Source organism: Nocardia salmonicida, from assembly GCF_036142455.1.
Lineage (GTDB): Bacteria > Actinomycetota > Actinomycetes > Mycobacteriales > Mycobacteriaceae > Nocardia > Nocardia salmonicida.
In genome coordinates this window covers 4114131-4136004 of sequence record NZ_CP108014.1, presented here as the reverse complement: position 1 = coordinate 4136004, position 21874 = coordinate 4114131, and the positions used below count along the sequence as shown (strand labels likewise).

At 67.7% G+C, this 21874-nt stretch carries 22 protein-coding genes; 16 read left to right on the top strand and 6 right to left on the bottom strand.

All coding sequences use genetic code 11. The features are described from left to right. Positions 1 to 6 precede the first annotated feature (6 nt). A complete protein-coding gene (locus tag OHS03_RS19475) occupies positions 7 to 810 on the bottom strand; it encodes a transglutaminase-like domain-containing protein (RefSeq protein WP_328656037.1) in 804 nt (267 codons plus the stop codon). Between the two features lie 115 nt (positions 811 to 925). Between OHS03_RS19475 and OHS03_RS19470 the strand changes: the two genes are divergently transcribed. The 4 genes from OHS03_RS19470 to OHS03_RS19455 all read left to right on the top strand — a co-directional run bounded on the left by OHS03_RS19470 (position 926) and on the right by OHS03_RS19455 (position 5322). Continuing rightward, a complete protein-coding gene (locus tag OHS03_RS19470) occupies positions 926 to 1348 on the top strand; it encodes an uL11 family ribosomal protein (RefSeq protein ID WP_056811765.1) in 423 nt (140 codons plus the stop codon). A gap of 113 nt (positions 1349 to 1461) precedes the next feature. Beyond that, complete coding sequence (locus OHS03_RS19465) at positions 1462 to 3078, top strand: serine/threonine-protein kinase (protein WP_328656035.1); 1617 nt, start codon at positions 1462 to 1464, stop codon at positions 3076 to 3078. A gap of 98 nt (positions 3079 to 3176) precedes the next feature. Continuing rightward, the gene (locus OHS03_RS19460) at positions 3177 to 4316 is read left to right on the top strand and encodes a serine/threonine-protein kinase (RefSeq protein ID WP_407942396.1); all 1140 of its coding nucleotides are present in this window, start codon (positions 3177 to 3179) and stop codon (positions 4314 to 4316) included. Between the two features lie 43 nt (positions 4317 to 4359). Then, the gene (locus tag OHS03_RS19455; protein WP_328656033.1) at positions 4360 to 5322 is read left to right on the top strand and encodes a LysR family transcriptional regulator; all 963 of its coding nucleotides are present in this window, start codon (positions 4360 to 4362) and stop codon (positions 5320 to 5322) included. A 62-nt stretch (positions 5323 to 5384) separates the two neighbouring features. Here the strand turns inward: OHS03_RS19455 and OHS03_RS19450 are convergent, their stop codons facing one another. Next, a complete protein-coding gene (locus OHS03_RS19450) occupies positions 5385 to 5654 on the bottom strand; it encodes a DUF2631 domain-containing protein (protein WP_056811759.1) in 270 nt (89 codons plus the stop codon). Between the two features lie 95 nt (positions 5655 to 5749). Here OHS03_RS19450 and dxr point away from each other — a divergent pair, with 95 nt between their 5' ends. The 5 genes from dxr (at position 5750) to OHS03_RS19425 (ending at position 12337) form a co-directional block, all read left to right on the top strand. Beyond that, complete coding sequence (gene dxr / locus OHS03_RS19445; RefSeq protein ID WP_328656031.1) at positions 5750 to 6940, top strand: 1-deoxy-D-xylulose-5-phosphate reductoisomerase; 1191 nt, start codon at positions 5750 to 5752, stop codon at positions 6938 to 6940. 148 nt (positions 6941 to 7088) lie between these two features. Further along, positions 7089 to 8285, top strand: a complete 1197-nt coding sequence (locus tag OHS03_RS19440; RefSeq protein ID WP_328656029.1) for a M50 family metallopeptidase — start codon at positions 7089 to 7091, stop codon at positions 8283 to 8285. Between the two features lie 108 nt (positions 8286 to 8393). Continuing rightward, complete coding sequence (ispG, locus tag OHS03_RS19435) at positions 8394 to 9548, top strand: flavodoxin-dependent (E)-4-hydroxy-3-methylbut-2-enyl-diphosphate synthase (RefSeq protein ID WP_056811752.1); 1155 nt, start codon at positions 8394 to 8396, stop codon at positions 9546 to 9548. Between the two features lie 87 nt (positions 9549 to 9635). Continuing rightward, on the top strand, positions 9636 to 10490 hold the full coding sequence (locus tag OHS03_RS19430; RefSeq protein WP_371852087.1) for a GNAT family N-acetyltransferase: 855 nt from the start codon (positions 9636 to 9638) through the stop codon (positions 10488 to 10490). 56 nt (positions 10491 to 10546) lie between these two features. Next, positions 10547 to 12337 (top strand): penicillin-binding transpeptidase domain-containing protein, encoded by a 1791-nt coding sequence (locus OHS03_RS19425; protein WP_328656027.1) that lies wholly within the window; start codon positions 10547 to 10549, stop codon positions 12335 to 12337. Here the strand turns inward: OHS03_RS19425 and OHS03_RS19420 are convergent. After that, on the bottom strand, positions 12331 to 12525 hold the full coding sequence (locus OHS03_RS19420) for a hypothetical protein (protein ID WP_328656025.1): 195 nt from the start codon (positions 12523 to 12525) through the stop codon (positions 12331 to 12333). The two genes, OHS03_RS19425 and OHS03_RS19420, sit on opposite strands and share 7 nt — an antisense overlap. 265 nt (positions 12526 to 12790) lie before the next feature. Further along, the gene (locus OHS03_RS19415; protein WP_328656023.1) at positions 12791 to 13288 is read right to left on the bottom strand and encodes a peroxynitrite isomerase; all 498 of its coding nucleotides are present in this window, start codon (positions 13286 to 13288) and stop codon (positions 12791 to 12793) included. Between the two features lie 116 nt (positions 13289 to 13404). On the opposite strand from OHS03_RS19415, the gene OHS03_RS19410 reads away from it, so the two are divergent. The 5 genes from OHS03_RS19410 (at position 13405) to OHS03_RS19390 (ending at position 18286) form a co-directional block, all read left to right on the top strand. Further along, positions 13405 to 14751: a TIGR03118 family protein gene (locus OHS03_RS19410; RefSeq protein WP_328656022.1), complete on the top strand. Its 1347-nt coding sequence runs from the start codon at positions 13405 to 13407 to the stop codon at positions 14749 to 14751. A 281-nt stretch (positions 14752 to 15032) separates the two neighbouring features. Further along, positions 15033 to 15476: a hypothetical protein gene (locus tag OHS03_RS19405; protein ID WP_056811738.1), complete on the top strand. Its 444-nt coding sequence runs from the start codon at positions 15033 to 15035 to the stop codon at positions 15474 to 15476. Positions 15477 to 15744: 268 nt separating this feature from the next. After that, entirely contained in the window at positions 15745 to 16614 is an 870-nt protein-coding gene (locus OHS03_RS19400) for a thioesterase domain-containing protein (protein WP_328656020.1), read from the top strand. After that, a complete protein-coding gene (locus tag OHS03_RS19395; protein ID WP_328656018.1) occupies positions 16608 to 17480 on the top strand; it encodes an ABC transporter permease in 873 nt (290 codons plus the stop codon). Before OHS03_RS19400 ends, OHS03_RS19395 begins: the two co-directional genes overlap by 7 nt. Beyond that, entirely contained in the window at positions 17477 to 18286 is an 810-nt protein-coding gene (locus tag OHS03_RS19390) for an ABC transporter permease (RefSeq protein WP_328656016.1), read from the top strand. Before OHS03_RS19395 ends, OHS03_RS19390 begins: the two co-directional genes overlap by 4 nt. On the opposite strand, the gene OHS03_RS19385 is transcribed toward OHS03_RS19390, so the two are convergent. Continuing rightward, entirely contained in the window at positions 18280 to 19158 is an 879-nt protein-coding gene (locus OHS03_RS19385; protein WP_063004345.1) for a helix-turn-helix domain-containing protein, read from the bottom strand. The genes OHS03_RS19390 and OHS03_RS19385 overlap by 7 nt on opposite strands. Positions 19159 to 19556: 398 nt before the next feature. Here OHS03_RS19385 and OHS03_RS19380 point away from each other — a divergent pair, with 398 nt between their 5' ends. Beyond that, entirely contained in the window at positions 19557 to 19916 is a 360-nt protein-coding gene (locus tag OHS03_RS19380; RefSeq protein ID WP_056811727.1) for a DUF4254 domain-containing protein, read from the top strand. 4 nt (positions 19917 to 19920) lie between these two features. Here the strand turns inward: OHS03_RS19380 and OHS03_RS19375 are convergent, their stop codons facing one another. Beyond that, complete coding sequence (locus tag OHS03_RS19375) at positions 19921 to 20643, bottom strand: GntR family transcriptional regulator (RefSeq protein ID WP_056811724.1); 723 nt, start codon at positions 20641 to 20643, stop codon at positions 19921 to 19923. Positions 20644 to 20739: 96 nt separating this feature from the next. Between OHS03_RS19375 and OHS03_RS19370 the strand changes: the two genes are divergently transcribed. Continuing rightward, on the top strand, positions 20740 to 21867 hold the full coding sequence (locus tag OHS03_RS19370; RefSeq protein ID WP_328656014.1) for a TIGR03364 family FAD-dependent oxidoreductase: 1128 nt from the start codon (positions 20740 to 20742) through the stop codon (positions 21865 to 21867). Positions 21868 to 21874: the final 7 nt, after the last annotated feature.

Here is a 21874-nt window from a genome sequence, read left to right as displayed (position 1 = left end):
CGCCCATCAGACGATGCTGGTCGGCGCGACGAAGTCGTCGTAGGGGAGTGGGCCCGCGACGAAGGCGTTGACCGACATGAAGTTCAGGGTGATGTCGCCGCCGTGGTTGTCCAGGAAGGCGATGTCGGAGGCGTCGCGGCCGGTGGCGATGCGCACCAGGCTCGAGCGCGGCGCGAGGCCCGTCGGGTCGTAGGTGCGCCACTCGCCGTCTATGTAGGCCTCGCAGACGGCGTGGAAGTCCATCGGTACGCAGCCCGGCGCGTAGACCGCGGCGACCCTGGCGGGGACGCCGACGGCGCGAAGCAGCGCGACCATCAGGTGCGAGAAGTCGCGGCAGACGCCGGTGCCGGACAACAGCGTCTCCACCGCGCCGTCGATGGGCGTGCTGCTGCCCGAGACGTAGGTGATCCGTCGGCCGATCCACGACGAGACGCGGTTGGCCACCTCGGGATCGGCGATGCCGTAACCGAATTCGGCCGCCGCGAAGCCGAGTAGCTTGTCCGACTCGGCGTAGCGGCTGGGTCGTCGGTACAGCGCGAGGTCGTAGTCGGAGGGCGGCTCGAGAACGGCGGTGCCGAGGACGGTCGCCTGATAGTCGATGCGGAGGGTGCCCGCCCGCACGTCGAGGACGTGGATCCGGGAACCGTGCGCGCCCACCACTTCGCGCGGCGTGAGGAACTCGCCGTTGAGCGAGCACGTCATGGACTCGATCAGATCGAGCCCGGGCTGGCGGGCGACAGCGATCTGACACTGCAGCACCGAATCGGCATGGACCGCGACCTCGAGGCGAGCGGAAACATCACGTTTCACGCCCACAGACTGACAGGCGAATCGGAATCAGGCGAACCGAACCGCTCGAGCGGGTTGCGGCCCAGGCGTTATCGTCGCGGGACCGGATCGACGCGTGCGTCCGAGATCGTTGACTATGGTGCGCGAAACAGCCTCTGTCACAGTCACTCTCGAGCTCGAAGCCGGGAACGCCTCACTGATGATCCTCGGCAAGATGCTCGGTCCGACCGGCGTCCCACCCTTCGAGGTCAAACGACGATACGACGCCGCGACAGCGGACCGGCGCGGCGAGATCATTCCCGCTGTCATCACGATCGACGCCCGCAAACGCTGGACGATGCGCCTGAAAACCCCACCGACGGCATCCTTGATCCGAAAGGCGCTCGGCCAACCGGGCTCACCGCGGCCCGGCCACAAACCGGTCGGCGCGCTCAGCCGGGACCAATTGCGCCGCATAGCGATCCGCAAACTGCCCGACCTGAATACGACCGATGTGGAGGCGGCGATGCGCATCGTCGCAGGCACCGCGCGGTCGATGGGCGTGCGGGTCGAGGAGTGAGCGGAGGCCATGATGGCGGTCCTCGGTACTCGCGCCGTTAGGGTTGGTGCCGGTCGTCTGCGCGGATATCCCGTCGGCGGCCGGGGAACTGATTCAGCGGAAAACGGGGGACCATGCTTACGACGGGGGACGTCTTCGCCGGGTACGCGATCGAGCGGCAGTTGGGGCGCGGCGGGATGGGGTCGGTGTATCTGGCCAGGCATCCGCGCCTCCCACGGCAGACCGCGCTGAAACTACTGAACCCGGAGTTGTACGCCGACACCGAGATTCGTGCCAGGTTCGAGCGCGAGGCCGACCTCGCCGCGCAACTGGAGCACCCGAACATCGTCACGGTCTACGACCGTGGCATCGATGACGGGCGCCTCTGGATCAGCATGCAGTTCGTCGACGGCGTCGACGCGGCGACCGTCGAGCACCCCGTCGCTGCCGAGCGTGCCCTGCATATCATCGAGGCCACTGCGGCGGCGCTCGACCACGCGCACCGCAACGGCGTCCTGCACCGCGACGTGAAACCCGCCAACATCCTGCTCGCTGATGTCGACGGCAATGAACGCGTCCTGCTCACCGACTTCGGCATCGCCCGCCCGCGCGACGACGTCCACCACCTCACCCAGACGGGTTCGTTCACCGCCACCCTCGCCTACGCGGCCCCCGAACAGCTCACCGGCGCCCATCTCGACCATCGCGCCGACCAGTACGCACTCGCCTGCACCCTGTACTCGTTGCTGACCGGCGTCTCCCCGTTCGATGCGACCAACCCCGTCATGGTCATCCAGGGACACCTCCAGACCCCGCCGCCGTCCCTGCGCGCCCGTCGACCAGATCTACCCGCGGGACTGGACGCCGTCCTTGCCCGCGCCCTGGCCAAACGCGCTACCGACCGATTCGACTCGTGTGCGGAGTTCGCGGCCGCGGCGCGGCGTGCGCTCAGCGACACCGGTTCGCAACCCACTGTGTTCGCCGGGCGCTCGATGCCCCGAGTCCCGCAGCAGAGCCACCTCGCTCGACATCCTCAGGCGTCACACGCAGCTGTGCCCCAACCGTATTCGGGGTATGCGCAGTCCCCGTTCGCTATGCCCGCGCAGCCGAATCCAGGCCATCCGATGCCGGTTCGGCGACGTAGTCGGATGCCGATCGTCCTCTTGCTGGTGATGGCATCGGTACTCGGGGCCGGGTATTGGGTGTGGCAGGACGAGCACTCCGCTCTCGCCGACTTGCTGCAGCGATCACAGGGGCACAGGGACCTGGACGCCCTACACGATTCCTTCCCGCAGATGATGCCCGCGGGCTACGGCAACGGGCACGGTTTCGGGGGTCGAAACTGCTCGGCCACAGTAAAGCCGCTGAGTTACGGCTATCCGTGGACGAAGACGTTCGACGGCTACGCGGCGAGTCGTAGCTGCGGCGCCGAGAAGATGGTCGATACCCACTACACGTTCTACACGTACCCGACTGCCGAGGCCGCCGCCGCGGTTGTCGCACGGTTCCGTCAGGAAACGAAGGACCATGGCCAGACGTCGACCGGTACTCGCACCGATGACCGCAGGGAACAATCCGCCGATGGCCAGTACAACGGCTCCGCGATTATCTCGACATTCTCCGAACCGGCACGCGCCCGCTGGGTGCTGCTGTTCTACCGTGGTTCCGGCGTCACGCCGTTTCCCGGCCACACGGTGGAGACGAACATGCCGATCCTTGTCGCCGACGTCGCGAGCTTTCTGCTGGGCTGAGTTCGCGCCCACTTCCGCCGCACCGATGCCCGCGACGTCGCGAACGGCGCTTTGGTAGGGTCCAGCCGTCGGACGAAGAGCGAGATTCGGGGGTCAGAGTGGTTTCTGACGGGACGGTGTTCGCCGGCTACACGATCGACCGGCAGCTGGGTCAGGGTGGGATGGGGTCGGTCTATCTGGCCAGGCATCCGCGTCTGCCTCGGTGGACGGCGCTGAAGCTGCTGAATCGGGAGTTGTTCTCCGACAAAGAGATCCGGGCCAGGTTCGAGCGGGAAGCCGATCTGGTCGCCCAGCTCGATCATCCCAATATCGTGACCGTGTTCGATCGCGGGGTCGAGGGTGACCAGCTGTGGATCAGCATGCAGTACATCGACGGGATCGACGCCTCCTCGCTGGATCCGCACACGCTGCCGCCGGACCGGGCGCTCCAGATCATCGGTGAGACCGCCGCCGCGCTCGACTACGCGCACCGCGCGGGTGTACTGCACCGCGACGTGAAGCCCGCCAATATCCTGCTGGCGCGTTCGAGCAGCCAGGAGCGGGTGTATCTCACCGACTTCGGCATCGCGCGTCTACGCGACGATTCGGGTCACCTGACCGAGACCGGCTCGTTCACCGCCACGCTGGCCTACGCCGCGCCCGAGCAGCTCACCGGCGCCGCCCTCGATCACCGCGCCGACCAGTACTCCCTCGCCTGCACGCTGTACACACTGCTGACCGGCAGCGCACCCTACGAATCGACCAGTCCGGCCGCGGTGATCACCGGTCACCTGCAAGCGCCTCCACCCCCGGTGAGTCCACGTCGCGCGGGTCTGCCGCAGGTGCTCGACGCGGTGATGGCTCGCGCGCTGGCCAAGCGACCCGCCGACCGGTTCACCTCCTGCGAGGAGTTCGTCGAGGCCGCTCAGCGGGCAGTGCGCACCGGAACCACCGGTGCCCGCCCGCTCGCCCGCCCGACCTCGGGTTCGCACGCTCAGCCGTTCGTCGGCATGCAGCCCATGCGCCCGGTGAGTTCGACGGGCACGCCCATCCCGCAGTACAACCCCGCGCCGATGCCCGCGCGGGCGCCGCAGCCGCAGTACGCGCCCGCGCCGCAGTATTGGCAGCAGCAACCGGCCCGGATTCCGAATCCGCCGCCGCAACGAGGTGGCTGGGGATCGGCCCTTGGCACCTATGCGCTCATCCTGGTCGTGATCATCGTGGTCGCCGGAGTGATCGCGCTGCTGGCAAACCTCTGATCGGCCCGCCGGGCGGATCGGCGGGTGCCATATTCTGGTCAGAATGAGCGACTTCGACGTCACCGCCGCCGACTCCATCGACCTCGACCGGTTGCGTCGTTTCGTCGCCGTCGCCGAGGAGTTGCACTTCGCGCGTGCGGCCAAAGCCCTGCGGATCCCGCGGCAGGCACTGAGCGCCACCGTGATCGAGCTGGAGGAAGAACTCGGTACCCGCGTGTTCGTGCCCGGCGCCTCGCCCACTCAGCTCACCGACGACGGCAACGCTCTGCTCGCCCGCGCCAGAGACCTGATCCGCGTGCAGGAGCAGGCCGATCGGGAGCAGAAGCCCGACGCGCCCGTGAGCCTGCGGGTGGGGTTCGTGCCGGGGGTGACGGTGTCGAAGTGGGCGCGGATCTGGGGTGAACGCCTGCCGGACCATCCGCTCGAGGTCGTCGGCGTCGCGCAGGGTGAGCAGGAATCGGCGCTGCGCGAGGGCCGCATCGATCTGTGCTTCGTCCGGTTGCCCATCGACCGGACCGTCACGAACGCGATTCCGCTGTGGCAGGAGACGCCGGTCGCGGTCGTGCGGAAGGAGGACGCGCTGTCGCTGCTCGAGTCGATCAGCCCGGCAGATCTGGTCGACGAGACGATTCAGGACAGCGCCGATCTCGATCAGGCCGTCGACACCCTCGCCATGGTCGCCGCCGTCGGTGGCGCGGCGATCATGCCGCAGTCGATCGCTCGCCTGCACAATCGTCGCGACCTCGTGTACCGCCCGATCAGCGACACCGAGTTCACCGAGATCGCCCTGGCCTGGCCCGCCGGGACCGACAGCGATCTGCTCGAGGAGTTCGTCGGCATCGTGCGCGGTCGGTCGGCCAACAGCTCGCGCGGCGGCGTGGCGGAACCGGAGCAGCGCGGCGCGGCTCCCGCTCGCACACCGGCGGCGAAGAAACCCGCCGCCAAGAAACCGGCACCGAAGAAGCCTGTCGCGCGCGGTCGCAAGCCTGCCCGCCGCGGCCGCTGACACACGAAAACGCCTGCGGCGCAGAGTGCTTGCCGCAGGCGTGGACGTTGTCGGGCGAGGAGCTACCTCGGCATACGCCGGGTGAGCGAGTCGGCGACCAGGATGAGCGCCATCAGCGCGGCCAGGCCGACGAGGAAGATGTCCTCGACGTGGCCCTGGTGGTTACCGATGGTCATGCCGAGCAGGGCCACGATGACCACCCACGCCGCGATGCGGAAGGTCTTGCGCGACTCACCGCTCCAGCCCCATGCTGCCGAGGGCACCTCGGCGGGGTCGACGCTGGTGGCGACGGCACGCTCGGTGCTGGCTTTATCGAGGTCCGTGGCTGCCACGATCGCTCCTAAGGGCTCGAGTTCTGGTTGGGCGAGTGAGCATATCGTGGCATACGACCGTCCGTCGTAGCCAGCAGCCCTGCCACAATGGGCCCGTGTCCCACCCCACAACACGTGCCGCGCACGACAGTTCCCCGTCCACCGATCGGGTGAAGGTGCTGCTTCTCGGCAGTACCGGGTCGATCGGTACTCAGGCGCTCGAGGTGATCGCCGCCAATCCCGACCGCTTCGAGGTGGTCGGTCTGGCGGCGCGCGGCGGTAATCCCGCCCTGCTCGCCGAGCAGATGGCGGCCACCGGCACCCGCAATGTCGCCGTCGCCGATCCCGCCGCCGCTCAGGCGCTCGATCTCGAGCTCGGCGGCCCGGACGCGGTGACCGAACTGGTCCGCCGCACCGACGCCGACGTCGTGCTCAACGCCCTGGTCGGTTCGCTGGGGCTCGAACCGACCCTGGCCACGCTGCAGGCGGGGACCCGTCTCGCTTTGGCGAACAAGGAATCCCTGGTGGCGGGCGGCTCGCTGGTGACGCGCGCGGCCGCACCCGGCCAGATCGTGCCCGTCGACTCCGAGCACTCGGCGCTGGCCCAGTGCTTGCGCGGCGGTCGCGCCGAAGAGGTCGACCGCCTCGTTCTCACCGCATCGGGCGGACCGTTTCGTGGCTGGACCACCGAGATGCTCGAATCGGTGAACCCCGCCGAGGCGAAAACCCACCCGACCTGGTCGATGGGCCCGATGAACACCCTGAACTCCGCCTCACTGGTCAACAAGGGCCTGGAGCTCATCGAGACGCACCTGCTCTTCGGCGTGCCCTACGACCGCATCGACGTCACCGTCCACCCCCAGTCGATCATCCACTCGATGGTCACCTTCGTCGACGGTTCGACCCTCGCCCAGGCCAGCCCCCCTGACATGAAACTGCCCATCGCCCTGGCGCTCGGCTGGCCCGACCGCATCCCCGGCGCGGCCGCGGCCTGCGATTTCGGCACCGCCTCCACCTGGACCTTCGAGCCGGTCGACGACGAGGTCTTTCCCGCGGTCCGCCTGGCCCGGCAGGCGGGTGAAGCGGGCGGCAGCGTGACCGCGGTCTACAACGCCGCCAACGAGGTCGCCGTCCAAGCATTCCTCGACGGCAAGATCACCTTCCCCGCTATCGTGCGCACCGTCACTCGCGCGGTAGAGGCCGCCGACCGTTGGCACGCCGAACCCGATACCCTGGACGACGTCCTCGCGGCCGACCGCTGGGCAAGGGAGTACGCCGCGAAGACCATCGACGGCGAAACGACCTGACCTAACGACTACAACGACACCACCACGTTTTCGGCCGCCCCGGATCCGAGGGGCGAGACGGAACGCCGAAGGCGGAGATCCGCCCCTCGGATCCGGGGTTACGAGGCCGAAAACCCGCGGCGCCAGCCGCCAGGAACACAGGAGTCACATGGTTTTCGCGCTCGGGTTCGCACTGTTCGCTCTCGGCATCACGATTTCGATCGCGCTGCACGAGTGCGGGCACATGTGGGCCGCGCAGGCCACCGGCATGAAGGTGCGCCGGTACTTCATCGGTTTCGGGCCGAAGGTGTTCTCGTTCCGTCGCGGTGAGACCGAATACGGGCTCAAGGCGCTGCCGCTGGGCGGCTTCTGCGATATCGCGGGCATGACCGCACTCGACGAGCTGGAGCCGGAGGAAGTCGACCGGGCGATGTATCGCCAGTCGACCTGGAAGCGCCTGGTCGTGATGTTCGGCGGCATCGGCATGAACTTCCTGCTCGGGTTCATCCTGCTGGTGGTCCTGGCGATCGGCTGGGGTCTACCGCAGCTCGCGCAGCCACCGGCCACGGCGCTGGGGACCATGAGCTGCGTCGCGCAGGAGACCCCGGAGAAGACCCTGGCCCCCTGCACCGGCGACGGACCCGCTCAGCGCGCCGGATTGCAGCGTGGTGATGTGGTGAAGGCCGTGAACGGCGTCGAGGTGACCACGTGGGCACAGTTCCAGGCCGAAACCCAGAAGCAGACCGGCACGTTCACCTACAAGGTCGAACGCGGCGGCAACACACTGACGGTGTCGGTCACCCCGGAGCGGGTCGTGCGCTCGCCCAAGGACGGCCCGAGCCGAGAGGTGAGCGCGGTCGGTGTCGGCCCCGACTACGCCGAGCCCAAGCAGTACGGCCCGATCGCCGCGATCCCGGCCACTGTCTCGTTCACCGGTGATTTCTTCGTCGAGACGGTGAAGTCGCTGGCGAAGATGCCGCAGAAGGTGTCGGCGCTGTGGGAAGCGGTCACCGGCGGCGAGCGCGACCCGGAGACCCCGGTCAGCGTCTACGGTGCCAGCCGCATCGGTGGCGAGACCGCGGAGCGTGGCCTGTGGGGCATGTTCATCCTGGTCCTGGCCAGCCTGAACTTCTTCCTCGGCGCGTTCAACCTGCTGCCCTTGCTGCCGCTGGACGGTGGGCATATCGCGGTGGTGCTCTACGAGAAGATCCGCAACACGATCCGTGGCTGGCTCGGTAAGGCCCCCGGCGGTCCCGTCGATTACCTCAAGCTGCTCCCGGTGACCTACGTGGCGGTAGTGATCGGTGGTGCGTTCATGCTGCTGACCCTGGCCGCCGACATCGTCAACCCGATCCGACTGCCGTAACAGCGAGATGACCGGTGTCGTGCCCCTCACAGGGCGCCCGGTTACCCTGCGCGACTAAGCTCGGCAACAACAACCCAGGTCGATCCGTACGAAAGAAGGCAGCCGAACGTGACCAGCACAATCGGATTGGGGATGCCCGCCGCCCCCGCTGCTGTTCTCGCACCCCGGCGCAAGACCCGCCAGCTGATGGTCGGCAATGTCGGCGTCGGTAGCGATTCGCCGATCTCGGTGCAGTCGATGACCACCACCAAGACCCACGACATCAACGCCACCCTGCAGCAGATCGCCGAGCTCACCGCCTCGGGCTGCGACATCGTGCGGGTGGCCTGTCCGCGTCAGGAAGACGCCGACGCGCTCGCCACGATCGCGAGAAAGTCGCAGATCCCGGTGATCGCCGACATCCACTTCCAGCCGCGCTACATCTTCGCCGCGATCGACGCGGGCTGCGCCGCCGTCCGTGTCAACCCGGGCAACATCAAGGAATTCGACGGCCGCGTCGGCGAGGTCGCCAAAGCCGCGGGCGCCGCGGGCATCCCGATCCGCATCGGCGTCAACGCGGGTTCACTGGACAAGCGGATGCTGGAGAAGTACGGCAAGGCGACGCCCGAGGCGCTGGTGGAGTCGGCGCTGTGGGAGGCGAGCCTGTTCGAGGAACACGGCTTCGGCGACATCAAGATCTCGGTCAAGCACAACGACCCGGTGATCATGGTGGAGGCCTACCGCCAGCTCGCCGCGCAGAGCGATTACCCGCTGCACCTCGGCGTCACGGAGGCGGGGCCGGCGTTCCAAGGCACGATCAAGTCGGCGGTGGCCTTCGGCGCGCTGCTCAGCGAGGGCATCGGCGACACGATCCGCGTCTCGCTCTCGGCGCCGCCCGCCGAGGAGATCAAGGTCGGCAGCCAGATCCTTCAGTCGCTGAACCTGCGCCCGCGCAAGCTCGAGATCGTGTCCTGCCCGTCGTGCGGTCGCGCACAGGTGGACGTGTACACCCTGGCCGACGCGGTCGCCGCCGGTCTGGACGGCCTGGAAGTGCCGTTGCGCGTCGCGGTGATGGGCTGTGTCGTGAACGGACCGGGCGAGGCGCGCGAGGCCGACCTCGGCGTGGCCTCCGGTAACGGCAAGGGTCAGATCTTCGTCAAGGGCGAGGTCATCAAGACCGTGCCCGAGCATCTGATCGTGGAGACCCTGATCGAAGAGGCGATGCGCATCGCCGAGGAGATGGGCGAGCAGCCGGGCGCCGAGCCCGTTGTCTCCGTCAGCTGAATCCCGCTCCTCTCACAGTCCTACGACGGATTCGGCGGACCCGTACCGCTCGGCGTGCTTTCGTGGCAGGCTGGTGCCGTGCGGAGTCTGCTGGAGCCGACGCGACGGTCCAAAACCGCTCCCGCGCGTCCGGTGGCCGTGCGAGACCTGGCTGAAGTGCTGCGTGTCCTCGATACCGATCCGGTGGCCTCGTGCATGATCGCCGCCCGCGTGCAGGAATTCGGTCTCGACTCTCGAACCGGCGCCGGTGAGCTGTGGAGCCGCGGCGGACCGGCCGACTCCCTGTGTTTCTCCGGCGCCAATCTGGTTCCGCTGCGCGGTGACCAGCAGGCCCTACGTGCGTTCGCCGATCGGGCAGGCCGCTGGCCACGAGTGTGTTCCTCCGTGGTCGGCAGGCAGGAGCTCGCCCTGCCGCTGTGGGAAATGCTGCTCCCGTCCTGGGGGCCGGCGAGGGAGTTGCGTGCCGATCAACCCCTGTTGGCGATGGCCAGGCCCGCCGCCGCGCGCGCCGACGGGGGAGTGCGCCGCGTGCGACCCGACGAGATCGACCGCTACCTGACCGCCGCGATCGCGATGTTCATCGAGGAGGTCGGCATCGACCCGCGCGCCGGTGACGGCGGTCGCGGCTACCGGCGTCGGATCAAGAGTCTCATCGAATCCGGCAGGGCCTGGGCACGTTTCGAAGACGGCGAGGTCGTCTACAAGGCCGAGATCGGCGCACTGTCGCGACGCACCGGCCAGATCCAGGGCGTGTGGGTACATCCCGACTACCGGGGCGCGGGGGTGGGCACCGCGGGCACCGCTTCTGTCGCCAATGCCGTTGTGGCGACAGGCCGTACGGCCAGCCTCTACGTCAACGACTACAACCGGATCGCCCGCCGCGCCTACAGCCGAGTGGGCTTCCGCCAGATCGCTACCTTCGCAACTGTATTGGTGGACTGAAACTTCGGCGCGTGGCGTCGAGGTCAGCGGGCTCTTCGCCGCTACCATCGGTGCCGATGAGGACACGGATGCTCACCACGTGCGCGGTGGCCGCCCTCGCCGTTGCGGCGACCGCCTGTTCTTCCGGCGCCCAGGGGCCGGTGCCCGCTGCCGACGCCTTCGCCGCGGCGTTCGCCGAACACGATCTCGCCGCGGCGGCGGCGTTCACCACCGCGCCCGAGAAGGCCACGGCGGCACTGACTTCGACATGGCAGGCGTTGCAGGCGGAGAAGTTGTCGATCCGCACCGGCGACGCGCGCGTCAACGGTGACACCGCGACGGTCGACTACACCTACGAGTGGACTCTGCCCAAAGGTCGCCAGTGGACCTATTCCGGCGAACTACAGATGGGCCGCAGCGACGGACGTTGGCTGGTCCGCTGGAGTTCCGCCGACATCCACCCCAAACTCGGTGACACCCAGAGCATGGAATTGCGCACCCGCCCCGCGCCGCGTGCCAGGGTCAACGAGGCGGCAGGCAGCGACGTGCTGGTTCCCGGCAAGGTCTCCCGCGTGAAGTTCACCGTGGCCGACGCCCCCGACCCCAGCCGTGTCGCCGGTGCGCTCGCCGCGGCGCTGAGCCGCATCGACCCGGTCGCCTACACCCCGCAGACCATCCTCACCTCGGCGCGCAAGACCGACGGTGCGCACACTGTGGTGCTGCTCAACGAATACGAGGCCGAGACCATCGGCGGCGAACTGATCGGCCTGCCCGGCGTCACCCTGACCCAGGAGTGGGACATGGTGCCCACCGACCGCAAATTCGCGCCCGACCTGCTCACCCAGGTCCGCAAGACGGTGATCGCCGAGGTCGACGGGAAGGCGGGCTGGAGCGTGGTCACCCGCAATGCCGACGGCGCCGATCTCGATGTGCTGCACGAGGAAGCGGCCGAACCCGCACCGTCGTTCGCGCTGAGCATCGACCGGTTCGTGCAGAACTCCGCCCAGCACGCCGTGGACCTGCGCACCGAGCAGACCATGATGGTGGTGCTCCGACCGTCGACGGGGGCGATCCTCGCGGTGGCCCAGAACAAGGCCGCCGACCGTGACGGTCCGGTGGCCACCAGCGGACAGTATCCACCGGGGTCGATCTTCAAGACGGTCACTGCCTCGGCGGCGATGGCTTCCGGGCTGGCCACGCCCGAGACCGTGCTGCCCTGTCCGAGCAGCACCATCATCGGCGAACGCACCATCCCCAACTACAACATGTTCTCCGTCGGTGACGTGCCGATGGCGACGGCCTACGAGCGGTCGTGCAACACGACTTTCGCCAGGCTGGCCAGCAAACTCGAACCCGACGCGCTCACGCAGGCGGCGGCACGCCTCGGCGTCGGCCAGGACTATCGGGTCGAAGGACTGCCGACCATGTCCGGTTCGGTACCGAAAGCCGACGGGCTCGTGCAGCGCGCCGAGGACGGCATCGGGCAGGGGCGAGTGGTGGTGAGCCCCTTCGGGATGGCGGTGATGGCCGCGACTGTCGCTCACGGGGCCGCACCGGTGCCGTATCTGATCACGGGCAGGCCGACCGAGGTCACCGGTGATCGGCCCGCGATCGCGCCGGAGGTGGTCGAGGGGCTGCGTTCGATGATGCGCATGGTGGTCACCGGCGGCACGGCCGAACGCATCAGGGATCAGGGCGAGGTCTACGGCAAAACCGGCGAAGCCGAAGTCGACGGTGGATCGCACTCGTGGTTCATCGGCTATCGCGGGGATATCGCCTTCGCGACACTGTTGGTCAAGGGCGGCAGTTCCGACAACGCGGTCGCCGTCACCCGGGATATGTTCGCCGCACTGCCCGCCGGCTACTGAGTCGTCAGGCCCCGCACTACTGCGAGCGACGTGCTGTCGGCGTGCGATAACGCCGTGTCGTGCAGCACGTTGTAGCTGACAACGGGCTCGGGTGCGGCCCCCATGGCCGCGCTGTCGAGGATATCGATGGCGGCCGCGCCGCCGAGGATCATCCCCGCAGTGGTCAAGATCAGAGTAGAACGCCTCATAATTCGTCTCCCACATTCAGGGTTTCGACGTGTTCGCGGGGCAGCAGTTCGATTGTCTGAGGATTAGCTGATAGACCACCGTAGAACGGCCGTTACTTCGGCAACAGGCGACGTCAGCAAGCGACACACAATTGTTGCCCTATGTGCGGGCGTGTTCGAACACAACCGCTACCGAGCCGTGATGAAAAGGTGAATTATCGGTTTCGATTGCGCAAAGGCACTGTTCAGAGGTTGTGTACGGGTGACTTCCCGAATTGCACGCGACTCAGCCGCGTTGCAGAGTTGCCGCTAAGTGATGCTGCAAAGATTCGCCGACCGCCGCCATCCGCACCGTGTACTCGATGGTGTCGCCGGTGACATGGAATGAGCGGCCCACCGCGGTAACCGGTTTCGCCGATTCGCTCAGGCCGATATTCGTGGAGTTCAATTCCAGGCGAATTCCGTCAACCGTTTCGGTGATCGTGCCTTCGCAGATCTCGGTGATTCCGGTCGGATGGGCGAGTATGAGCTCGACCCGGCCGGGCGCCGGACTGCGCAGGTAGCCGGTCTCGGCGTGCAGCGGCCTGCCGTCGGAGCCGGCCTTGGTCCGCTGCTGGTAGGTGAGGAACGGTTTGCCCTGGTGCCCGAAGGTGATCTCCTCGACATAGTCGAAGGATTCGATGGTCGGGTATTCGCCTCTGCCCCGACCGCGCCAGGTACCGAGTAGTGGTGCCAGGGCGGCGATGTCGGGATGCGGGGCGATGTTGGGGGAAGGTTCGACCACGGCCGACAGCGTAGCCCTGCGCTTCCTGCCACGGTCACGGCACACCACCGGATCACCCACGATAAGGTCAGCCTCGCCTGAACGCCGTCCGGCGGAAGGTCGAAAGGAAAAAGATCGTGAACGGACATGTGAGGGGCGCCCGCGGGGTGCGGTCCGGGCTGGTGCGCGGCGCGGTACTCGGTGCGGCAGTGTTGCTCGCCGCGGCGTGCTCGAACACCGAGCCCTCGACCGACGACGTGGCCGCAGTGGACGGCAACCGCTACAGCCAGACCAACCTGGCCGCCGACAAGGACTCCTATCACGCCCAGTTCACGCTGCCCGGCATGGTCAATGCCTGGGGCCTGGCCGATCGGCCCAAGGGCGCGGGCGGGCATTTCTGGGTCGGCGCGGGCGGCAAGTCGTTCCAGTTCCTCGGCGATGTGCAGTCCTCCTCGGATCCCAAGTTGCAGAAGCTGACCCAGGACCAGCTCAAGCTCGTCGGCATCCCCGGCGCCGATGCCGACACCTCCGACAAGAGCATCGGCAAGGCCACCGGCGTCGTGTTCAATCCGGCGCCGATCACCTCGGATCTGTTCGTGGTGCGCGACCAGTGGGTCGATGTTGACGGTATGCCGATCCCGCTCGGCGGTTCCGCGCGCTTCATCTCCGCCACCGACTCGGGCAAGATCTCGGCGTGGACCGAGCAGGCCCCCGACGGCGCGATCGTGCGGCGTGACGGCGGCGCGAATCAGGTGTTCGACGGTTCCACGCAGGGCATGGCCTTCTTCGGTATCGCGCTTTCGCCCTCGGGTGACAAGCTGCTGGCCGCCGATTTCGGCGCCGACCCGCAGGTCCGCACCTTCGACAAGAACTGGCAGCCGGTCGCGGCCACCGGTTTCGCCAACCCGTTCGCCACCGGTGAGGTGATCGACGCCTCCTCGCCCGAGAAGGGCAAGAAGGCCGCGCCCGGTGACCCGGCGCCGTTCAACATCACCACCCTCGGTAGTCGAGTGTTCGTCTCCTACGCCATGACTCGGCCCGACGGGGACGACCCGAAGGTCTTCGACAAGGCCGAAGAAGCCTCGCTCGACGCCGACAAGGACAAGGACTCCCACGGCAAGCCCGACAAGGGCAAGGTCGCCGAGTTCGACAGCACGGGCAAGTTGGTGCGCATCATCGACGACGGCGGCAGGCTCAACGCGCCGTGGGGCGTGGCGATCGCGCCGTCGAACTTCGGGGCACTCTCGGGCAAGCTGCTGATCGGCAACTCCGGTGGCCTCGGCCGCGTCCTCGCCTACGACGACACCACCGGCACCTTCGTCGACTACCTGCGCGACGGTGAGGCGAAGCCGGTGGAGATCGCGGGCCTGTGGGCGCTGAAGTTCGGCAACGGTGAAAGCCTGGGCGACGCGAACGCCCTGTACTTCACCGCAGGCCCCAGAGACGAGAAGGACGGCCTCTTCGGCAGCCTCCGCCTGCAGTAGCTGGTACCCGGCGCGTCGCCCATGTGGCTGCGAGATCAGTGCGGACGGACAAGGGAGGCGCACCGGACAATGTGAGTGTCCGGCGGAAAACGTCTCGCGCCGACGACGTTGTCGGGGACAGTTGTGGCGGAATAGTTGCCGGGTGTGCGCGATTCGCGCGGGCTCGCCGTGCTCCACCCGCACGCTATGGCATCCCCGCCGGGGTGTCGTGCCCGAGTCGGAGGTGTGCCAGATGAATGTTTCACGCGTTGACGTCGTCGGCTCGGCGGGGGAGCGGTGAAATGCGCCATTCGGGACGAGGGGCGATGCTGCCGGGCCGGGACGTCCTCCTGGCGGCCTTCCGCGGTTTGCCACATGATGACCACCCCATCCTCGACGCCGCGGGTGAGCTCGCGCTGCTGCACCAGTTGCGCGAGCGAACCCCGCTGAGCGAGTCCGAGCGCATCGACCGCCGCCGCGCCCAGTTGATGCGGGCGATCGACCGCTGGGTCATCCTGGCCGCTCCCGTGCCGCCCGCCGCGGCCGACGAGCACCCCGAAACCCTCGGCTATCTGGTCGATCGCCTCGCCAAACACTGCTTCCTGACTTTCGTCGCCTTGGCAGGTGCCCCCGAATCGGTCTTCTACGACGAGTGGGTCCGTCTCGACGACCTAGCCGACAGCTACGAACGACTGATCGAGGACCTGTGGTCCGGTGTCCGCAGCCTGCCTGTGACTACCTACTGATCCCCGCGGCCTCCGCAGCTCGACACCCTTGGGTGGTTTCACCGCCACCTGGGTGGGCGTGACCGGGCCCCTGGGTTGGTTGGGGTCGGGGCCATCCTGCGCGACAGTGGAACGCACACCATCTGTCGTCGGGTCGGTGAAGGAGGTTCGGATGCGCGTTCGGTCAGGTGTGAATGCCCCTGAAAGTATTGGGCCGCTGGGGTTTTCGCACGACATATCATTTGTTGTGAGCCCTCGCGATGATCCGGCTGTTACGCCCTGCCGGTCGATGGCCGATCGCCCCGATTCCTGTTCGGCGGAACCCGCCGTCGACGGGCGCGCCGAGTCGGCGGCGACGGCCCTCGTACTGCCGATCCGCCCGCGCACCGCCTCCGTCGACGGCGCGCCACTGTTCTGTCTTGCCGGTGAAGCAGTCCTGGCCTGGAACTATGTGGACCTCGTCGCCCACCTCGACGCCCGCGTCCCGATCTACGGCCTGCAGGCGTGCACCGAACCGCGCACCATCCGCGACTACGCCACCCGCTACCTCGCCGAGATTCGCCGCCTCGCTCCGCACGGCCCGTACCAGCTTCTCGGTTGGTCCGCAGGCGGTTTCGTAGCCCACGAAGTCGCTGTCCGACTCCGTGCGGCGGGCGAACACGTCCGCGTAGTCCTGCTGGCCACCGACCCCGCGGCCCCCGCGCCGGCGCCGCTGTCCGCCGACCGATTCGCGGCACAGTTCGGCGCCGATATCGACATCCCAGCCTTCGACCTATCTGCCGCCTCGGGCGCGAGAACCTCGACCCCTGACGCAGCCGCCGCGGCGATCAATGCCGCCACGGCGGGAACGCTCGACCTCACCGGTACCGACCTCGACCACATCACCGACGTGAGCCTCGCGGCCACGGCCATGGTGACCGGCCACCGACCCTCGTGGCTGCCCGGTGACCTCACCGTATGCGTGGCGGGCCGCGGACCCGACGGCGCCGACCGCCTCGACCCCGGTGCCACGGTTCGCCATTGGCGCCCCTACGTGGAGGGCGCGATCACCGGCTACGTCCTCGACTCGACCCCTGACGAACTCGCCGCACCCGACCTTCTTCCCGAGATCGCCCGGATACTGGCGACTACCCCCACCTCGGCGCGCACGACATGCTGACCGAGTTCCCCGGCACCACAGGCCACATCGACCACGATGGGGACGTGCGGACCACCGACGAGCCTGTTGCCGACCGATCGCCGACGGCGGCGCTCACCCAGTGGTGGGTGCTCGCGCGACGGTTGATCCGCCCGGCCTGGCGGACCGGCGAGATCTTCACCGCCCTGCTCGCTCCCGCGGTGTTCACCATCGGCTTCTACGTCCCGCTCAACCTCGTGATGACCGTCTACGGGCACGGACTGAGCAGCTACGCCCAGTTCCTGATGCCGATGATCATCATGCAGGCGGTCTCGTTCTGCGCCATCGCCGCCGCGTTCCGTTCCGCCACCGATGCCCGCGAGGGCCTCGACATCCGTTTCGCCACCATGCCGATGCCGCGCGGGGTCCCCTTCGCCGCCAGGATCACCGCGGCCGCCCATCGCGCGGTGATCGCGGTCGGCGCCGCGCTCGTCTGCGGCGCCGTCATAGGCTTCCGCTTCTACGGAAGCTGGTGGCACACCGCGGGGTTCATCGCCTTCTCCCTGCTGATCGCGACCGCCCTGTGCTGCGGCGCCGACCTGCTCGGCAGCATGTCCGCCAGCCCCGAGGCCACCACCCAGATCCTGGTACTGCCCCAGCTGATCTTCGGCATGGTGTCCACCGGATTCGCCCCTGCCAGTCAGTTTCCCAGCTGGCTCCAGGGTTTCGTTCGCAACCAGCCCGTCTCCCAGTTCGTCGACGGCCTGCGCGCGCTGGCCGGTGATTCGACCGGCAACGCGGGCGCGGTCGACATCGCGACGCTCGGCCCCGGCCTGGCGTGGGCGATCGGCATCCTGGTGGTCTGCGGCGGCCTGGCCTGGCGACACGCCGCACGGCGGGTGGCATGACGGTCATCGCGCTGCCCACGGTCACCCGTCGCACCGAGTCGCTGCGGATGCTGCTGCCGCAGAGCATGATCCAGACCAAGCGACTGCTGACACGCTGGGCCAGGGACCCGTTGACCATGATGCAGGCCCTGTTCTTCCCCGCGCTGCTGCTGGTGATGCTCAATGCCGTGCTGGGCAAGCAGGTCTCGTCCTTCGCCGGTGCCGACGCCCTCTATGGCTCGGTTCCGATGGTCTCGTTGGTCGGGGTGATGTCGGGCTCCCTGGCCGGAGCCGTCACCCTCGGCCGCGAACGCGATGTCGGACTGCTGTCGCGATTCTGGGTCCTGCCGGTCCACCGCGCCTCGGGCCTGCTGTCGCGAATCGTCGCCGAAAGCGTGCGCATCCTGCTGTGCACCGTGGTGATCTTCGCCGTCGGCGTCGCACTCGGATTTCGCTTCACCCAGGGTCCGCTCGCGGCGATCGCGCTGTTCACCATTCCGGTGCTGTACGGCCTCGGTTTCGCGACCATGGTCACCGCACTGGCCGTGTACACCGCGAAAGCCGCGCTGGTGGAGGTCGTCTCGCTGGGTTCGTCGATGCTGATGTTCTTCAGTACCGGGTTCGTCCCGCTCGCCGCCTACCCCGGCTGGGCGCGCCCGATCGTGGAGCACAACCCACTCACCCACGCCATCGACACCATGCGTGGACTCTCGCTCGGCGGTCCGGTGCGCGGCCCACTGCTGGCAACCCTGGCCTGGTCGCTCGGCGCGATCGTGGTTTTCGCCCTACCGGCCGCGATCGGGTTCCGCAGGGCCAGTCGTCACTGAGCGGTCGGGGACTGGGTGATCGCGTCGCGCGCTTCGGTGATCAGCTTCGCCGAGTCGCGAGGGCTCAGCGCCATCGCCCGCAGCTGATCGAAGATCACGCCGAACCGGCGGATCTCGGAGTGTCCCTCGACCAGGTCGTGCACCGACATGCTCTCCACGTACACCAGTTCGGGGTCGACCGGATTGCGGAAGTCGAGCAGGGTGAACGAGCCTGCCATGCCGGGATGCGCGCCCGCGTCGAACGGAAGGACCTGCAGGATCACGTTCTTGCGCTTGGTCTCGTCGAGCAGCCGGTCGAGCTGGCCTGCCATGGTCGCGGGCCCGCCGACCACCCTGCGGATCGCCGCCTCGTCCATCACCACCCACAATTCCAGCGGGTCGTCCTTGGTCAGGTTGGTGGCGCGATCCATGCGCGCCTGCGCCCTGCTCTCCATCACCGAGGCGTCGAGGCGCGGCATGGAGGTGTCGATGACCGCGGCCGCGTACTCGAAGGTCTGCAGCAGGCCGGGCACCGTCGAAGTCTGGTACTGCCTGGCCGACAATGCTTCCGCCTCGAAGTTGATGTAATTCGCATACACCTCCGACACCGCGCCTTCGTAAGGGCGCGACATGCCGGGTTTCAACGCGTCGGTCAGCAGGCTGAGTGCTTCCTCGCGCATTTTGTCGTCGACCTGATACAGGTCGAGCATGGCGCCGAGAGTGCGGCGTTGCGGGCGCGCCTGAGCCATTTCGATCCGGTACAGCGTGGTGACGTTGATACCGGTTCGCGCGCTGACGTCTTCCTTGCTCAGCTGAGCGCTTTCCCTTAACTCGCGCAACATGGCCGCGAGTCGGCGAAGCCGGACGGTCAGTGTCGTTCGCTTGCCTGCCATGAATCGCATTATTGCGCTGTGCGGTCGCGATGTCACGCGTTCGGCGAAGACAGCGACGTAGGTACTGTCATAGTGTTCGGCGAGTCCGCGAGGCACGCCGGAAGCCCGTGCCGCACTGCCGATGTGACCCCCGGTTCTGTCAGGGTGGCTTTACTGCAGGAGTGATAACGCAATCTTGCGTTTCGTCTTCTGAACGAGCATGATCCAGTTAGCCTGGTTGCGAACAATCCGAACAGATGACCGGGACAACCGAATCGAGAGCCAATCATGTTGGTAGACAAATCTTGGGTGTCGGGTGAATTCGGGGCCTTGCGATGAGCGCGCCGGTGATGGGGATACTTCCGACCGCTCCGCAATTGTTGTGTGCATTTCAGGGGCGGCGATTTCAAGATCGCGAATTGTTGAGATCAGCGCACGCGCTCGCCGAACTGCACGAACGGCGGGGGCAGGTGCGTGACACGGCATTGATCGCCGAGATAGATTGCCGTCGAAGTGAACTCGTCGACGACATCAATGACTGGTGTGTCCAGGAGATCCCGTTGCATCGCCACGGCGCCTCGCTGCACACCGAAAGTCTCGGTGCGGTCGTCGACCGGATGGCACGTAGCTGGGTGGATGCCAACCAGGCCATCGACATCGATGGCGCGCGAAGCGACAACACCCACAAGCACTGGTACCACCTCGCCGAGCTTGTGGATGGCTACACGGATCTGGTCACCGATGTGGCAGGCGGACGGCGGCGGCTGCCCGAGCAGTAAGGGGCTACGCAGGCTCCGGTGACAACCTCGCCTCGAAGGCGATGCGGTCACCACGGTAGAGCGAGCGCACCCGTTCGATGGGTGCGCCGTCGGCGTCGACACTGCGCCGGTGCAGCAGCAACATGGGTAGTGCGGTGGTGCATTCGAGCAGACCCGCCTCGCGCGGGGCGGCGAGTACGGTTTCGATGCGTTCGCGCGCACCGGCGAGTTCGACGCCGGTGGCGCGGATCGCGGCGTACAGCGAAGTGGTGGGGTCATAGGTGCCGCGCAGGGCGGCGAAGCGGTGCAGCGGTAGGTAGGTGCTCTCCAGTCCGACGCGTTCACCGTCGGCGAGTAGTACCCGCTCCAGGTGCATCACTTCGGTGCCCAGCTCCACCTCGAGGTCGGTGGCTGTCGCCGCGTCGGCGGCGACGTCTTCCCATGCGACCAGGATGCGGCCGGGGGTGCGGCCGAGGCTGATCGCGCCCTCGGTATAGGAGCGCAGCGACAGCGGCTGCGTGAGCTTGGGCCGGGAGATCACCGTTCCACGGCCCTGGCGCCGAATCCTGCCCTCCACCAACAGCTCTCGCAGTGCCTGTCGCACGGTCTCGCGGGCGACGCCGAAGCGGGTGGCTAGGTCGCGTTCGGAGGGCACCGGGTCGCCCTCGGTGAGATCGGCCAGGAGCAGATCGATTTCGGTGCGAACCAGGAACACCTTCGGAACTCGGGTCGTCTGCGGCGAATCCATGCACCAAGCCTACCCGGATTGGTCTATACCAAAAATTAACTTGCCGTTCTCACGGCCCACACCTATCGGTCTAGACCATTTGCCACTATCGGTGCCATGCGATTGGTCATCATCGGTGGAGGGATCCTCGGCACCGCACATGCCTGGGCGGCGACAGCCCGCGGACACGAGGTCAGCCACCTCGAACGTGAACGCGAGGCCCGTGGCGCGACGGTCCGCAACTTCGGCCTGGTCTGGGTATCGGGCCGGTCGGCGAACGAGCTCGAGCTGACGTTGCGTTCGCGCGAGCTGTGGGAGGAGATCGGCGGCCGGGTCGCCGGCGTCGGCTTCCGGCCCGCTGGCTCGATCACGCTCGTGCGCACTCCCGCCGAACTCGCCGTCGCCGAGGCCGCGGCCGCCGGTGACACCGCCGATGCCCGCGGGTTCGCCCTGCTCGACCCCGACCAGGTGCGCGCGATCAACCCGGTCGTGCGCGGTAAATACCTGGCGGGCCTGCACTGCTCGACCGATGCCGCGGTGGAGTCGCGCCAAGCGCTGCCCGCGCTGCGCGCCCACATGGCCGCGACCGGTCGCTATACCTTCTACGAGGGCACCGAGGCACGCTCGGTGCTCGACACCGGTTCCGGCGCGGTGGTGATCGACGATCACGGTCGCCGCCACGAGGCCGACCTCGTCATCCACTGCCCCGGCGCCGCCCACTCGGGACTCACTCGCGAGTTGGCGGGCGAACTGCCGGTTCGCCGCGTGCGGCTGCAGATGATGCAGACCGCCCCGCTGGGCGAAACCCTCACCACCGCGATCGCCGACGGTGACAGCTTCCGCTACTACCCGGGTTTCGCGGGCCCGCAAGTGGATTCGCTGGCCGCCGAGCAGTCCCAGACCGCCACCGCCGCCGAGCACAAGATGCAGCTGCTGTGCGTGCAGCGCCTGCACGGCGGCCTGACCATCGGCGACACCCACGAGTACGCCGAACCGTTCGCCTTCGACGTCGACGAAGCGCCCTACGACCACCTCACCGAGGTGACCGAGGAATTGCTCGGCCGCACGCTGCCGCCGATCGTGCGGCGCTGGGCGGGCGTCTACAGCCAGAGCGTCGACCCCGGCGCCGTCGTCACCCGGGTGCGAGCCGATACCAACGTCTGGGTCGTCACCGGCCCCGGTGGTCGTGGTATGACGCTCGGCCCCGCCATCGGCGAACAAACCGCCGACCAGATCGGACTGTGAGGAACAC

Bases quoted from the DNA above. Each gene is read 5' to 3' on its own strand.
- OHS03_RS19470 (WP_056811765.1), top strand. From the start codon at position 926: ATGGTGCGCGAAACAGCCTCTGTCACAGTCACTCTCGAGCTCGAAGCC.
- OHS03_RS19465 (WP_328656035.1), top strand. From the start codon at position 1,462: ATGCTTACGACGGGGGACGTCTTCGCCGGGTACGCGATCGAGCGGCAG.
- OHS03_RS19455 (WP_328656033.1), top strand. From the start codon at position 4,360: ATGAGCGACTTCGACGTCACCGCCGCCGACTCCATCGACCTCGACCGG.
- OHS03_RS19440 (WP_328656029.1), top strand. From the start codon at position 7,089: ATGGTTTTCGCGCTCGGGTTCGCACTGTTCGCTCTCGGCATCACGATT.
- OHS03_RS19425 (WP_328656027.1), top strand. From the start codon at position 10,547: ATGAGGACACGGATGCTCACCACGTGCGCGGTGGCCGCCCTCGCCGTT.
- OHS03_RS19420 (WP_328656025.1), bottom strand. From the start codon at position 12,525: ATGAGGCGTTCTACTCTGATCTTGACCACTGCGGGGATGATCCTCGGC.
- OHS03_RS19405 (WP_056811738.1), top strand. From the start codon at position 15,033: ATGCGCCATTCGGGACGAGGGGCGATGCTGCCGGGCCGGGACGTCCTC.
- OHS03_RS19400 (WP_328656020.1), top strand. From the start codon at position 15,745: ATGGCCGATCGCCCCGATTCCTGTTCGGCGGAACCCGCCGTCGACGGG.
- OHS03_RS19395 (WP_328656018.1), top strand. From the start codon at position 16,608: ATGCTGACCGAGTTCCCCGGCACCACAGGCCACATCGACCACGATGGG.
- OHS03_RS19390 (WP_328656016.1), top strand. From the start codon at position 17,477: ATGACGGTCATCGCGCTGCCCACGGTCACCCGTCGCACCGAGTCGCTG.
- OHS03_RS19385 (WP_063004345.1), bottom strand. From the start codon at position 19,158: ATGGCAGGCAAGCGAACGACACTGACCGTCCGGCTTCGCCGACTCGCG.
- OHS03_RS19375 (WP_056811724.1), bottom strand. From the start codon at position 20,643: ATGGATTCGCCGCAGACGACCCGAGTTCCGAAGGTGTTCCTGGTTCGC.
- OHS03_RS19370 (WP_328656014.1), top strand. From the start codon at position 20,740: ATGCGATTGGTCATCATCGGTGGAGGGATCCTCGGCACCGCACATGCC.